This is a genomic window from Streptomyces sp. NPDC021115 (assembly GCF_044333065.1).
Taxonomy (GTDB): Bacteria; Actinomycetota; Actinomycetes; order Streptomycetales; family Streptomycetaceae; genus Streptomyces.
Map to the genome: position 1 here is coordinate 13,285 of NZ_JBIRQF010000001.1, position 15,270 is coordinate 28,554.

7 protein-coding genes are annotated in these 15,270 nt (G+C 70.0%); 2 read left to right on the plus strand and 5 right to left on the minus strand.

Going from position 1 to position 15,270, the window contains the following annotated elements; genetic code table 11:
- Positions 1-45: 45 nt before the first annotated feature.
- The 5 genes from ACH4TL_RS00070 to eccD form a co-directional block, all read right to left on the minus strand.
- Positions 46-2,106 (minus strand): PQQ-binding-like beta-propeller repeat protein, encoded by a 2,061-nt coding sequence (locus tag ACH4TL_RS00070; protein ID WP_398322902.1) that lies wholly within the window; start codon positions 2,104-2,106, stop codon positions 46-48.
- A gap of 60 nt (positions 2,107-2,166) precedes the next feature.
- A complete protein-coding gene (locus ACH4TL_RS00075; RefSeq protein WP_398322843.1) occupies positions 2,167-4,356 on the minus strand; it encodes a PQQ-binding-like beta-propeller repeat protein in 2,190 nt (729 codons plus the stop codon).
- Positions 4,357-4,367: 11 nt separating this feature from the next.
- A complete protein-coding gene (locus tag ACH4TL_RS00080; RefSeq protein ID WP_398425120.1) occupies positions 4,368-5,924 on the minus strand; it encodes a PQQ-binding-like beta-propeller repeat protein in 1,557 nt (518 codons plus the stop codon).
- A 623-nt stretch (positions 5,925-6,547) separates the two neighbouring features.
- The gene (locus tag ACH4TL_RS00085) at positions 6,548-8,968 is read right to left on the minus strand and encodes a PQQ-binding-like beta-propeller repeat protein (RefSeq protein WP_398322837.1); all 2,421 of its coding nucleotides are present in this window, start codon (positions 8,966-8,968) and stop codon (positions 6,548-6,550) included.
- 39 nt (positions 8,969-9,007) lie between these two features.
- Entirely contained in the window at positions 9,008-10,474 is a 1,467-nt protein-coding gene (gene eccD, locus ACH4TL_RS00090; RefSeq protein WP_398322834.1) for a type VII secretion integral membrane protein EccD, read from the minus strand.
- Between the two features lie 172 nt (positions 10,475-10,646).
- Between eccD and eccCa the strand changes: the two genes are divergently transcribed.
- Complete coding sequence (eccCa, locus tag ACH4TL_RS00095; RefSeq protein WP_398322831.1) at positions 10,647-14,600, plus strand: type VII secretion protein EccCa; 3,954 nt, start codon at positions 10,647-10,649, stop codon at positions 14,598-14,600.
- A gap of 179 nt (positions 14,601-14,779) precedes the next feature.
- The gene (locus tag ACH4TL_RS00100; protein ID WP_398322828.1) at positions 14,780-15,262 is read left to right on the plus strand and encodes a hypothetical protein; all 483 of its coding nucleotides are present in this window, start codon (positions 14,780-14,782) and stop codon (positions 15,260-15,262) included.
- The last annotated feature ends 8 nt before the right edge of the window (positions 15,263-15,270 follow it).

Below are 15,270 nucleotides of genomic sequence, written 5' to 3' on the forward strand. Positions count from 1 at the left end.
GCGATGCAGGCGGGTAACGGACCGAGCGGCCGGGGTCGGGAACCTCTAGAACACCGGCATGGCCGTCAGCTTCTCGTTGTGCAGCAGGAAGACCCGGTTCCCGGCTCCAGCCAGCTGCCAGCTGCCCGCACCGCCCTGCGCATACGGCCAGGCGACGCTTCCGTTGCGGGTGTCCACGGCCTGTATGCCTCCCGAACCTTCCGCGTCGGGCACCGCCCACACGCTGTGCCCCACGGCCACCGGGGCGTCCAGGTAATGGTCCGGGGAAGCGAAGGGCAAAGTCCACGCGTCTGCCCCGCCATCAGCCCGGAGCGCGGAAAGATCGGTCCCGTCAACGGCGTACACGACACCCTTCAGCACGGCCGGGGCGCTCCACCCGCTTTCGCCTGTTGCGGCGCGCGCCCACTTCTCCTTGCCGTTCGACAGCGTCAGAGCGGCCAAGCTCCGCCCGCCCAGGTAGACCGTCCCCTCGACGATGACGGGAGGGAGGGCCGTCGAGCCTCGCTTGTCGGGCCCCCAGACGATCCTGCCGTTCGCCGTGTCGAGAGCTGCCACCTCACCGGAGGCGCCGTACACCACCAGGCGACCATCGGTCACCGCGGCCGCTGCCGGACTGTCGTGCGTAGACCGCCCCACTCCCGGACCCGTCCACAAGGGGCGGCGCGACTCGAGGTCGACGGCGCGCACCCGGCCTGCCCGTGTGGCCAGATAGACGGCGCGGTCGTCCACGGCCAGCAGGGTCGCCGCGTCGGCACCCTCTGCCTTCCACCGCTGTTCACCGTCTTCGACGCTCAGCAGGCGTACCACGCCCTTGGCGTCAGTCGCGAGGATTCCCTCGTCGCGGAGTGCGAGCACACGTCCCGTCAGCCCATTGGCCGATGTCGTCCACCGCCGCTTCCCATCGGTCACGCCATAGCCGCGCAATCGACCACCGGGCGCCGCTACGACGACCAGGTCACGGACCGGAAGCGGAGTCGGCTCCACTGCGCCGCCGGTTTTCAGGGGTCCGATGTCGACAGGCCCCCACAGGGGCGAGGGCGCGGTGCCCTCGTCGTAATGCGCCAAGGGCTTGGCATCCCAAGGCGCGCCGTCCGCCGCGTCCTCGTCGTCGCGCAGCAGCCACCACGCCCCGGTCCCGCCACCCGCAGCGAGCACCGCGCCGCCCGCGGCGAGGGTGGTGAGCAGCCTGCGCCGGGAGGGGCGGGAGGGCTCGTCGCCGGGCAGGGTGGCCATCCGGCGGGCATCCGCCTCGCGCCGCGCGATGTCCTCAGCGAGCGGCCCGGTACGCCAGATCCGCCCGGCGCCGCGGGGCGGCGCCAGCTGCCCCGCGAGCGCGTCGAGGGCGGGCCGGCCCGCGGCCTCCTTGGCGAGGCAGGGTGCGACCAGCGCCCGCATGTCCTCCGGTACCGCGTCCAGCTCGGGCTCGCCGTGCACCACTTGGTACTGCACGGCGGCCACGTGCCCGCCCTCGTAGACCGGGCGCCCGCCCGCCGCGTACGCCAGGACCACGCCGAGGGAGAACACGTCCCCCGCTGGTCCGGTCCGCCGCCCCAGGACCTGTTCGGGCGCTGCGTAGCCGGGGGTGGCGAGCGTCTGTCCGGTGGTGGTGAGGGTGAGGCCGTGCTCGGGGCGGGCGATGCCGAAGTCGATGATCCTGGGGCCGCGCGAGGTCAGCACGATGTTGGACGGCTTGAGGTCGCGGTGCACGAGCCCGGCGCCGTGGATCTCCCGTAGCGTCGTCACCAGTGCCGCGCCCAGCGCCCTGACGGCGGGGTCACCGAGGGCCCCGTACCGCTCGACGGCCTGGTCAAGTGTGGGGCCCACCAGGAACTCCGTGGCGATCCACGGCCGTCCGCCCTCGGTCTGCGCCGCCAGCACCCGCGCCACCCCGCCGCTCCGCACGGACTGCGCCGCGTACGCCTCGCGCAGAAAGCGCTGGGCCATCTCCGGATCGTGCGCCAGCTCGGGCCGCAGCACCTTGACGGCCGCGGTCCGGCCCTGCGCGTCCCGCCCGAGGTACACCTGCCCCATGCCGCCCGCCCCGAGCACGCCGGTGAGGCGGTACGGGCCGAGGCGGACGGGGTCGCCGGTGCCGAGGGGGTTCATGAGGCGGGGCTCCTGGTCGGTGGGGGCCATGGGGAAAGGGGGCCGAGATGGCTGGGCAGATCATTCGAGCGGGATGGCGCACACGGTTTTCCCATTGGTGATGATGACCATGCCCGCGCGATGGTGCGCCGTCATGACGGAAGTGGAGAAGTTGTCCTTGTCGCCGGATGGGCCCTGGAACGTCCAGGCGGTGCGATGCGTTCGCAGGTCGATGGCTCTGGCCCACCGGTTGTCCTCGGGCGCGCAGTAGAAGTACTTCTCACCGACGAGCGGCGTGGATTCATAGGCTTCGGATGTCGTCATTTGCCCCCCGGCTTCTTTCTTCTCCTCCCACAGGAGGTCACCGCGCTCGGCGTCCAGGGCGACGAGGCCGTTCCCGCGCTCCATGCAGAAGACCACGCCGTCCTTGACAACTGGTGGTCCGTAGTGCTCCTTCGCCGGGTCGTAGCTGTCGCCGAACTTCCGCCCCTTACCGAGTCGCCAGATGACCTCTCCGTCGGAGGCCCGCAGCGCGAAGAGTTCACGGCCCCCGGTGAACACTTGATTCCCAGCGGCTGCGAAGCAGGTGTCCAGGAATTTCACAGCGTCCGACCCGCGCGGAATCGTCTTCGACCAGCGCAAGGCCCCCTGGCGCGGGTCGATCGACGCGGCCCGGTCGCCGGAGAACCGCAGGAGAGAGGAACCGCTGAAGGCCGCGGCAACCGGGTCACTGGTGTTCGGGGCGATGGCACGGTGCCAGAGCCGCTTGCCCGTGCGCAGACTGACGGCGGAGCGCTCGTCGCCGTCTTCCGTATGAGCCTCCGTGAACAGCGTGCCGTCCCCCACCGCGAGGAGCTTCACCTGCATGCCCAGGTCGTCGGTATCCGCGATCGGCGACTCTAGGTTTCCCGTATCGAGGTTGACGGGGACGACGCCGTTGGCACCGTCCGGGTTGCCCGATTGAACGGTGAGCAGCCGGTCCCCGTCGACGATGACCGGCAGGGTCCGGTCGGTCTCCCCACGCTTCTCACCCGTCTTGGCATCCACGCAGAGGAGTCCGTCATCGTGGACGATGACGACATGGTCGCCCACGATGAGCGTCTTGAGCTCGCTGTACGCCGAGGGCACCGATACCTTCCATGCCAAGAGCGGCGCCGCCCCCGCCGGGCGTCGGGTGGAAGGGGCCTTCGCAGCCGACTTGTCGCCGGGCGTGCCGTCCGGCCGGACCCAGGCCCAAGTACCGGCCGCCGCGCCCGCCGCGAGGGCACCGCCCCCTCCCACGGCGGCGATCAGCTTGCGCCGGGAAAGCCGGGGGCCAGGCCCCCGCGTCCGAGCCGTTTCAGTGCTCGGCTCGGTCTCGGGTGCGGGAAGTCTGGCCGGCTGCATGTCCCATACGGCTGCCCCGCGCCGCGCGATCTCCGCCAGGACCAGGAGCGGCAGATGGTCCGCGAACCGCCGGGTACCGGAGGTTCCGGAGCCCAGCCGCTCGGCCAGCTGCTCCGCACTCGGCCGTTGGCCGGGATCCTTGGCGAGGCACTCCGCCAGCGTCGCGCGCACCCCCTCCGGGACTCCGGAGAGTTCCGGCTCGCCGTACCGCACCCGGTACAGCAGGTCGGCAGGCTGTCCGCTACCGAATGGCGGCCGACCGCTCGCCGCGAAGACGAGCACCCCGGCCAAGGCGAACACATCACCCGCGGCGGTGTGTTCCCCACCAGTGGCCTGCTCGGGCGACATGTAGGCGGGCGTTCCGGCCGCCGCACCCGTACGGGTCAGCCGGTCGTCGCCCGCCGCGCGGGCGATACCGAAGTCGATGACCTTGGGACCGAGGGCGGTCAGCAGGATGTTGGAGGGCTTGAGGTCGCGGTGCACCACACCGGAGCGGTGAAGCTGGGAGAGCGCGTCGCACAGCGCCGCCCCCAGGGCGCGCACGGCCGGCTCCGACAGCACCCCGCCGAGCGCGACCGCCTCGTCGAGCGGCGGGCCGAGGACGTATTCGGTGGCGAGCCAGGGTGTCGGGGCAAGCGGATCCGCGTCGATGACCTGCGCGCCGTACAGTCCGCCGATGACGCGTGCGGCGTCGGTCTCCAGCCGGAACCTCGTGCGGAATTCGGCCTGCTCGGCGAAGCGGGCGTGCACGGCCTTCAAGGCGACCATGCGTCCCGTGGCCGAGCGGCCGAGGTAGACGGTGCCCATTCCGCCGCTGCCGAGCCGGACGATGAGGGTGTACGAACCAAGGGCTCGCGGGTCGTCATGAGTGAGAGGAGCAACCATCGGTATCGGTATCAGTCCACTGGCAGTGCGTAGAGGTTCTGTCCGTTCAGAATGAAGACACGTCCTGGCGTGGAGCCCACGACGAGGCCGGGAACAGCGGCCGATCCCCCCTTTCCAACGGGCGCGAACCGCCACCGCAGCGAACCGTCGGCCGCGTCGAGGGCCTCGATTTCCGAGTCGGTCGCCTGGAACACCGTGTCACCCGAATGACTCACCGCGGTCTGACCCGTCAGCGAGGCGGACCCGGTGGGGATGGAGCTCCGGCGTCGCCAGCGCAGACGGCCACTGCGCGCGTCGACGGCATGCGTGACGGCGTTGCGATCCGTGACGTAGACCGATCGCCCGTGGGCCACCGGGCTGCCGGGCGAGCTTCCCTCGGCCCCGATCCGCCACCGCTCCTTGCCGCTGTGGATGTCGTGCGCCCTCATCCCGTTGTCTCCGCAGAAGATCAGAAGGTCTCCGGGGACCACCAGACGTGGCTGGTCGGAATCGCTCTTCGCACCCTGATACGTCCGGCTCCACAGTTTCCGGCCGGTACGGCGGTCGAGCGCCATGAACGACCGGGTCGCCTTGCCCTCGTCGTCATAGGCCGGCAGCAGCAGCATGGTGCTGAGCAGAAACGCGTAGGGCGGAGGATCCGGTTGATACGAATCCTCTGCCCGATACGGCGGGGGAAGCGGGGTGCGCCATACTTCCTTTCGCTTTCCGCAGTCGTAGCGGGCGACCGCGTGGCCGCTGCTCGTCAGGCCCCCGTCCGTGTACTTCCTGATCATGAACCACGCGGTGTCCCCGGCTGCCGCGACGGTGCGGTCCACCATGGGGTTTTCCCTGCCGCTGTAGCGTCTCTCCACCCACCTGATCCTTCCGGTGGCCAGCGAGACGGCGGAGAAGGCGGTGGTGTCCGGGGAAAGGAACATGCCGTTTCCGAGCAGTGTCAGAGGATCCATGGGGTAAAGATCATCGCGCGACCAGATCTTCCTGCCGCTCCGCAGGTTCACGGCGGTCACGGACTCGGCGGTCGCGACGAGAGCGGTCATTCCCTGCCGTGGCAACTCGGCCGGGTCCAGTTCGGTCCCGAAGTCATAGCGCCACAGAGGCGCGGGCGCCGTGCCCCGCAGCATGGGCGTCCGACGAGGTCCCGACTTTTCCCCGACCACCCGCCATCCGGCCACCCCACCCGCTCCGAGCCCGAGGCCCACGGCGCCGGAGAGGGCGCCGACAAGCACCGCGCGTCGGGACGGCCGCGGCCATGCGGTGGCGCGCGTCTCCTCGGAGGGCGACTCGCCGAAGGGGCCGGGCGCGCTCCTGAGGGCCTTCGCGGAATACTCCGCGGCCTGCTCGCCGATGGCCGCTACGACGGTTCTCGGGAGACTGTTCGCGGTGTCGCGGGCCGATGACGTGCGCAGATCCCGCGCCAGAGCGCCCGGCTGGGGCCGCCGCCCAGGCTCGTGGGACAGACAGGCGGCGATCAGGTCGCCCAGCGCGCCTGGCACCAGCGCGCGAGTCCCGTCGGTGAGGTCCCTGCGCCCCGTCGCGGCATAGCAGAGCACCGCGCCCAGCGCGTACACGTCTCCCTCCGGCCGCGGCCGTTCACCCGCTCCCTGCTCCGGCGGAAGACTGAAGGGGTCAATGCCGTACGGCCGGGGCCCGCGAGACCCGGCCAGTGCCGCGGCCCGTGCCAGTCCGTACCCGGTCAGCCGGGGGCCGTCGGCCATCAGGAACGTCGCTCCCGGCGATATCCCCGCGTGTACGAGGCCGCTCGCATGCCAGTGGGCGAGCGAATCCGCGAGGACCGCGCCCAGAACTCGCACCGTGGATTCCGGCAACGGACCATCGTGAGCGGCTAGCACGGAGGGGAGCGAAAGGGCTGGGAAGCAGGCGTACGCGACCCATGGGAGGCTCGCGTCGGGCGGTGACACGTCGACGACCGGGGCCTCCCAGAAGCCCGTCATCCGGCGGGAGTTCTCTGCCTCGGACCGGAAACGAACCCGGTAGCCGGGATCGTCCGCAAGCTCTTCGTGCGGCAGCATGAGCAGGGCCGCACCGCCCGTGCGGTCGTCCCGCGCGATGCGGCGACGCGCGTCGTCGGTGCGTTCGTCGGCGCCCGGCGTGCCGACGACGCGATATGGGCCGAGCGTCGTGGGCTCGGTCTGCTGCTGCGATTCCATTCGCTCCTCCGGACGGCCGTGGCTCAACGCAACGGCAGTGCGTAAACGCTCCTACCACTGACGACGACCGCCAGATCGTCCGTGAGGGCCATCCTGCGCCGTGACACGACAGTTCCCTTGCCGACCGCGGCACCGCCGTCAGTGAAACGCCACCGCAGTGTGCCGTCGTCAGCGTCGAAGGCGTCCAGCTCCACGTCATTCGCCATCAGCACGGTGTCTCCCGAAGGATTCACCGCCGTATCGGGCGTACGAGTCCCGGGCACCTCCGCCATCGCGAACGCATAGGTTCGCTGCCACCGCACGTCCCCGGTGGCCTTGGACAACGCGTGTACCGCATAGCCGCCGTCGGTGGCGTACACCGTGTCACCGTGCACGACGGGAGGACCGAACGCGGCCGGGCCTCCGGATTCCGCTTCGCCCATTGCCTTGACGGTCCACACAGGCCCGGCGCCGCGTGCCATGTCGTATCCGCGCAGGGTGGTGCTGATGGCTGCGACAAGGGCGTTGTCAGCCTCGATGGCGACCGGCTCTCCTGCCGTCACACCCTCGTAGGAGCGCGTCCACCGCCGCGTCCCACCAGTGCGGTCGAACGCCAGGAACCGTTCGCCGCGTACGACAAGGGCATCCTTCGTCAGGTATCCCTCGTCGAAGCGGCCGGGCAGCCTGCTACGCCACAGTTCCGCCCGCCTGTTGAGGTCGTAGGCGATCACATCACGGCGGACGGCCCCCTCCTTCCGGCGTTCCACGGCGATCCAGACAGTGCCGCGCTCTGCCGCGAGCACTGCGGCTTGCGAGGTTCCGCCGCCGGAACGGAACTCCTTCGGCAGCCCCTCCGTCTCCCCTGTCCGGGGATCCACGGCCACGAGCTCGGCGCCCGGCACGAGCACCAGGTTCTCCCCGACGGGCTGGAGCCGGCCCCAGGCGCGGACGTCCAGGGCCCAAAGTCGCTTGCCCGTACGGAGGTCGAGCCCCGTGACGTCCTTGTCGGTGACGAGGACGACGGTCCTGCCCGCGCAGACGAGAGGAGCCTGTGCCGACGGTTTGCCCTCGACGTCGTATCGCCACAGCGGCCTGGGCGGGGCACCTTCGAGTCGGCGGCGCGAGCGATGGGCGGCCGCAAGGCGCTCGGCCGGCGTGAGCGGAGAGTCGTCCTCGGCTGTCCCGGCCCACATCGTGGCACCTCCCACGGCGGCACCTGCGGTGCCCCAGGCCGCACCGATGAGCAGGGCTCGTCGGGAGGAGCGGGCGGCCGCCTGCGGAACGGCAGTCTCCGCAGGGTCCGTACGGCCGGACAGGCGAGTGGGCGGGCGTGGGACACCCGCCGTGCCCCGTCCGTCGGCAGTGATGTGTCCGGGAGAGGCGAGCGGGCCGATCGGTGCGGGCGACGGTGCCCGCACCGCATCGTCCTCCGGCGAGTCCGCATGTGCCGGCTCGACTTCCGTCGTCAACATCACCGAGGACTGCTCGGCCAGCGCGACGAGCACCCCCACCGGCAGCCAGCCAGGGTCCGGCAACGCCGCGGGCCGGTCGGGGCCGCCGTTCAGTACGGTCGCGACCGGGCCGCCGGAGGAGGATACGGGTCCGCCGTCGACGACCGTCGGCGTCGGCCCCGGCGGCGCCTGTGCCTGTGCCACGCTCTCGGCGGACAGCGGCAGAGGTACACCGCGCATCAGCTCGTGCGACAGCGCCCGAGCCGTCGGCCGGTCCGCCGGGTCCGGAGCGAGGCAGGAGCCCAGCGTGGCCCTCAGCTCCTCCGGCAGTGCGGACTCCTCGGGGTGCGGCTCCCCCGTCGCCGCGTACGCCAGCACCGCGCCCAGCGCGAAGATGTCCCCCAGCGGGCGGGGCCGCCCACCCGAGATCTGCTCCGGTGGCAGCGCGTCAACGGCCAGCCCGGGCATGTCGGCTCGCGCCTCACCGTCCGATCCAGCGGCCCGTACCGCGCCGAACCCCGCCAGCCGAGGCCCGTTGTCCGCCACGAACACCGAGCCCGGGGCGACCCCCGCGTGGGTGAAACCCGCTTGGTGAATTGCCGCCAGCGTCTCGGCCAACGCGGCCCCCAGCGCGCGCACGGTGTGGGCCGGGAGTGGCCCCCCGTGCGCCTCCAGCGCCGCGGGCAGGGACACCATCGGGCGATAGGGCGCAGCGCTCCAAGGAGGCCCGTCGGCGTCGTCCGAGATCTCCAGCACAGGAACAAGCCAGGGGCACGGCTGGGCCCGGCCCAGCAGACTCGCGTTCTCCGCCTCCCGCAGGAAGCGGCCGCGGTATGCCGTGTCCTCCACGAGTTCCGTCAGTGGGGTGGTGACCACGGCAGTGCGCTTCCCGCCTGCGCTGCGCCCGACGAAGTACCGGGCGGCTGTGGTGACCTCGCCTGTGCCGGGAGCCAGCCTCGCGATGACGTGGTACGGCCCGAGCCTCCGCGGATCGTCCTGCGTCAGCGGTTCCACGCGCGCCTCCCGCAGGGGTTGAAGGAGCGATAGCCCTCATCAGCCACTGGTGAGGCTCCGCGCGGTGTTGTAGACGTCCAGTACGGCGAGGCACAGGGGCACCAAGGAGAGCAGGAAGGCACTCTCGGCCAGGTCGGAGAGGCGACCCCAGAAAGGGGACACCCCCGCCCTGGGGATGATCAGTGCGATGGCCAGGAGCAGACCGGCGCCCGCTGTGACGGCCACGGCCAGCCAGATGGTACGGATGTCCAGTGGCCCGCGGTCGTTCTCGGTGAGCAGTTTGAGGACCGCGTCGGCCGGCGGGTTCAGAGACAGCCCCAGCACCAGCAGGGCGAGAGAGAGAAGGCCCGCGCCGAGGACGGCGGCGACTTGGGTGGTGTAGCGGAAGAGCCGGGCGCGCAGCAGCATCGCGAGACCGGAGGCGAGCGCCAACAGCTGACCCCACATGTTGTCGGAGAAGCCCAGGACGGCAGCGGAGCCGACGACGACGGCGGAGCAGCCGCCGACCAAGCCGAGCAGCATCTCGTGGCCGCGTCGGGCCTGGGCGGCGACGCGATCGGCATCGAGCGGTTCCACGGTGTGGGCGGTGTTCGGGTCCAGGCTGTCGTCGACCGCCGAATGGGGGGCCGCGTACCCGATGGGCAGACGGGCGACGCGTGCCGACAGACCAGGCAGGAAGGCAATGGCGCCGATCGCGACAACGGCACAGACGGCAGCCGTCCCCGTGGGACCCGTCTCGGTGAGGATCGAGCAGAATGTGGCGAGGGTGCCGACACTCGACGCGAAGACAGCCGCGACAAAGGGGGCGTCGCCGCTCGGCATGGCGACGACGAGGGCGACGGAACCGACGAGTACGGCTACGCAGCCGAGCATGAACTGCAGGCGGCCAATGCCCTCACCCGGCTCCAGGGCGAGGAGGCCGGATCCCGCGATCATGAGGTGGGGCAGGGCGCCCAGCCCGAGCGCGATGGCGGACGCACGGTCCTCGTACACCCGGGCCCGCACCCCGGCGAGCGCGGTCAGCAGAACGCCGACAGCCGCGGCGATGATGCCCGGAAGACTGTGCATGTCGTGCTTCACGGGATCGGCGAACCAGAGCACGAAGCCCATGAGGATGAGCAGCAAGGAGCCACCGAAGAGGCCGGACATTCGTAGGAACTGGTCGTTCCACAGGGTCCGGTCGCGGGTGACGGCGGAGGCGATCGCGTCGGAGACGTCGTCGTAGACGGCGGGCGGCAGCGATTCGGCAAAGGGCCGCAGGGACAACAGCTCACCGTCCAGCACCCGCTGCGCCATCAAGGATCGTGAGCTGTCCAGGACCGTGCCGTCGCGACGCACGAGGTGGTATCCGGTGGGCGTTCCCGCGGGCTGGGTCTGACCGGTCAGCCGCAGGATCTCCGGATAGACGTCGGCGACGGCGACATCCTCGGGAAGGGCGACGTCGATCCGGCTGTCCGGAGCCACGACCGTGACTCTGCAGAAACCGGTCGTAGCGGACGTACTCACTTTCAGGTCCCCCTCGTTCGGTCTTCCGCCTCGCTTCTACATGCGCGCGGCGGCCACCCTACCCGGGCCGTGCTGCCTATACGTCGATAGGATCACCCCTCGCGGAGGGAGGCCGTCGCCACGGGGGTGCCGGACGAGAACTGTCCCGCCGCGCGGAGGGATGAGGGATCCGGTGAGCCAGGTCGTCGTCAAGCGCCAGCCGCGGGCTCTGCCGCCCGAGGTGCCCGCCGAGGAACTCCGCCTCGAACCGCCTCCGGAACTGCCGCGCGGGCAGCAAGAGGGCATCTTGATGCAGCTGTTGCCGACGCTCGGCATGGGCTCGTCGATGGTCTATTTCTTCATGCCGGGCGCTCAGCCCATGATGAAGATCATGGGCGTGATGATGATGTTCTCCACGCTCGGCATGACCATCGCGATGATCATGCGGCACCGGCGGGGCTCCCAGGGACAGATGGCGGACCTGCGTCGCGACTACCTCAAGTACCTCGCGCAGACCCGCAGAACCGTGCGGAAGACGGCTCGGCGGCAGCGTGACGCGCAGTACTACCTGCATCCCGCCCCGGAACAGCTGTGGGCAGTTGTCGCCGAGGGCAACCGGGTATGGGAACGACGCTTGACCGACCACGACTTCTGCCAGGTTCGCATAGGAGTCGGACCGCAGCAGCTCGCCACTCCCCTGGTCGCCCCCGACACCGCCACCGTCGACGACCTGGAGCCGCTGACGGCCGGCGCGATGCAGAATTTCCTCGCGACCCAGGGGTCGCTGGACAGCATGCCCATGGCTGTCTCGCTCCGCGCCTTCTACCACATGACGGTGTCCGGAGTGCCGGAGTACGTACACGGGGCCACTCGGGCGCTCATCGCCCAGCTGGCCACGCTGCACTCGCCGGAGGACATGGTCATCGCCGTGGTCGCCGCCCGCGGTTCGGCGGAGCAGTGGGAGTGGACCAAGTGGCTACCGCACGTGCAGGTCCCAGGCACGGTCGACGGTGCCGGCTCACGACGGCTGTTCAGCGACTCGCTGGCCGAACTTGAAGAGCTCCTCAAAGGCCGTCTGGAAGGGCGCAGCCGATTCAGCCGGGACGCGCAGCCGGCCCTCGACCAGCCGCATCTCGTGGTCGTGCTGGACGGCGGGATCGTGCCGCCGGACTCGGCGTTCGCAGCGCCCGAGGGCCTGCAGGGCGTGACCGTCATCGAGGTGGTGTCGAGCGAGCTGGACGAGCCGCGCGGCGGTCTGTCGGTCGTCGTGCGCCCGGGCAGACTGCAACTGCTCTCACAGATTGCAGCGTACGACGGCGCCCCGGACCTGCTGCCCCTGGAGGCCGCGGAAGCGCTGGCGCGCCAGCTCGCGCCGCTGCGCATGGGTGGAGGGGACGACGACGAGCCGCTGCTCGCCAACCTCGACTTCACCGATCTGCTGGGGCTGGGCGACGCGGGGTCGGTGGACGTGTCCCGCACTTGGCGGCCACGCTCCCTGGCCGAGCGGTTGCGGGTGCCGATCGGCATCTCAGAGGACGGCTCGCCGGTCATGCTGGACCTCAAGGAAGCAGCTCAGGAGGGCATGGGTCCGCACGGCCTGTGCGTCGGCGCGACGGGGTCCGGAAAGTCCGAACTGCTGCGGACCCTCGTGCTGGGTCTCGCGGTCACCCACTCGTCGGAGACCCTGAACTTCGTTCTGGCGGACTTCAAGGGCGGCGCGACCTTCGCCGGGATGTCCGAACTGCCGCATGTGGCCGCGGTCATCACCAACCTGGCGGACGACCTGACGCTGGTCGACCGCATGCGCGACTCGATCACCGGCGAGCTTCAGCGCCGCCAGGAACTACTGCGGTCGGCGGGCAATTACGCGAACGTGCACGACTATGAGAAGGCGCGTGCGGCCGGAGCCCCCCTGGAGCCGCTGTCCTCACTCGTCCTGGTGATCGATGAGTTCAGCGAGCTGTTGACGGCGAAGCCGGACTTCATCGAAATGTTCATCCAGATCGGCCGCATCGGCCGATCGCTGGGTGTGCATCTGCTGCTGGCCTCGCAGCGGCTGGAAGAGGGACGGCTGCGCGGGCTGGAGACCTACCTCTCCTACCGCATCGGCCTGCGCACCTTCTCCGCCTCGGAATCCCGGACGGCCCTGGGGGTACCGGACGCCTACCACCTTCCGCCCGTGCCCGGCTCGGGCTACTTGAAGTTCGGCACCGACGAGATGACCCGCTTCAAGGCGGCGTACGTCTCGGGCACCTACCGCACCCGCGCCACTCCCGAACTGGACGGCACTTCGCTGCCGGTCGAACGGCGGCCGGTGCTCTTCACCGCGACCGCGGTCCCCGTGACGTACACGACGCCCGACCCCGCGGCGCTACTCACCCCGGCCCAGCAGAACGACGATGCCCTGGCCGAAACGGTCCTGGACGTGATCGTGGGCCGTCTGGAAGGCCAGGGGCAACCGGCCCACCAGGTGTGGCTGCCGCCCCTGAACGAGGCACCGTCGCTGGACGAACTGCTCCCGCCCCTCGCCACGACCCCGGACCGTGGTCTGCAATCGGCGGACTACGCCCGGCCCGGCGGCCTGGTCGTCCCCGTCGGCCTCATCGACAAGCCGTACGAACAGCGCCGCGACATCCTCTACCGCGACTTCTCGGGAGCCGCCGGCCACATGCTGGTGGTGGGCGGCCCGCAGTCCGGCAAGTCGACCCTGATGCGCACCCTGGTCTCGGCATTCGCCGTCACCCATACCCCGGCCGAGGTGCAGTTCTACGCACTCGACTTCGGCGGCGGAGGTCTGAGCACCATCGCCGACCTGCCGCATGTGGGTGGAGTCGCCTCGCGCCTGGACCCGGAGAAGGTCCGGCGCACCGTCGCCGAGGTCGCCGGTGTCCTGGCACGCCGCGAGGAGTACTTCCGCGCTCAGAACATCGATTCCATGAGCACCTACCGGCGGCAGCGGGCGGCTGGGGAGCACGCCAACCAGGGGTGGGGCGATGTCTTCCTGATCATCGACGGCTGGGGCAACTTCAAGGCCGAGTACGAGGTACTCGAAGGCATCGTCACCGACATCGCCGGCCGCGGTCTGGGCTACGGCGTGCACATCGTCATTACCGCCTCCCGCAACATGGAGGTCCGGGCATCACTCAAAGACCAGCTCCTCAACCGTCTGGAGATGCGCCTCGGCGACACGATGGACTCGGAATTCGACCGCAAGGTCGCCGCGAACGTCCCGGCCGGCATTCCAGGCCGTGGCCAGATGCCGGAGAAGCTGCACTTCATGGGCGCCCAGCCGCGCGTCGACAGCGGTCACGACCCCGACGCCATGACCGAGGCGACCACTGAGATGGTCCGCGCTGTGGGCGCCGCCTGGTCCGGTCCGCCCGCTCCCCGCGTCCGCCTGCTGCCGCGCAAGCTCCGCGCCGACGAACTCCCGAAGGGTTTCGAGTACCCACAGCACGGCATCGCGATCGGCATCGACGAGAAGAACCTCGAGCCGGTATTCATCGACTTCGAAACCGACCCCTTCTTCCTCATCTTCGGTGAGAGTGAATCAGGCAAGACGTCTCTCATCCGCCTCATCGCCAAGCAGATCACCGAACGGTACGGCCCGGATGAGGCCAAGATCGTGGTCGGCGACTACCGCCGCTCCCTCTTGGGCGTCATTCCGGACAGCCACCTCCTGGAATACGCGCCGATCGCTTCGGCACTGGACGTCCACGCCGGTGCACTGAACAGCCTCATGGAACGGCGCGCGCCCAAGCCCGACATCACCCCTCAGCAGCTGCGCGACCGCAGCTGGTGGAGCGGCCCCCAGTTCTTCGTCATCATTGACGACTACGAGCTCGTCTCCACGAGCAGCGGAAACCCCTTGGCCGTCCTCACCGAGAACCTCCCCTTCGCCCGCGATGTCGGCATGCGCTTCATCATCGCCCGCAGCTCGGCCGGCGCGTCGCGCTCGATGTTCGAGTCCTTCATGCAGCGGGTGAAGGAACTCGGCGCACAGGGAATGGTGCTGTCCGGCGACCCGGGCGAAGGCGATGTCCTCGGCGGCGTCCGTCCACGCCCCATGCCCCCCGGTCGTGGCTACTTCGTCTCCCGCAAGCGGGGCATTCCGCTCACCCAGGTGGGCTGGCTGCCCGAGCAGTAGCAGAGATCATGAAAGCGATGGCATCACGGCCGTACGCGAAGCATGCCGACCGCCTGGTTGACCCAAACCCGGATTCGCGGAATCCCGCCCCGAGCGGGATCGGTTCTGGCGCGGACACAACATGACCATTTCGCCTACGCTGCAAAGCCGACATTCGACGTCGACCACAGGGGGAAATCGTGACCTTTAATGAAGAGTGGGGCGAATTGCGCTCAGACGCGACAATGCGCCAGCAGGATACCCATATGCGCCTCAACCAGACCGGCTCCCCCGACAACCCTCAACTCTTCGGCCCCCCGGCGCCCAACCTCTCGATGTCGCCGGCCAAGAAGAAGGCCGCGGTCGAGGCCTTGGGAGGGCCGGACGGCATCGAGCACGACACGAAACAGGCCGGCGAGTGGGCCGACCTCACCACGGAGGAAGCGGCGAAGGAGTTCAAGGGCTGGAACACAGGCGCAGGCCTCAACGCAGCCCTCAAAGGATGGCACGCCTCCGTCAAAATGCTTCGGCACCGTCTGTCCGCCGAGAAGACAGCGCTGAGCGACACTCACAAGGCACTGTCGGGTACCGATCAACGCACCGGCGCATTGTTCACCTCGTACCCGAGGCCGGGCGATCCCCCCGCAGGTCCGCTCTACCAATCTCGGATTTCGGACTACTAGGGGGAATC

Excerpts from the sequence above, each read along its gene's own strand:
- ACH4TL_RS00070 (WP_398322902.1), bottom strand. The coding sequence starts at position 2,106 with ATGAACCCCCTCGGCACCGGCGACCCCGTCCGCCTCGGCCCGTACCGC.
- ACH4TL_RS00075 (WP_398322843.1), bottom strand. The coding sequence starts at position 4,356 with ATGGTTGCTCCTCTCACTCATGACGACCCGCGAGCCCTTGGTTCGTAC.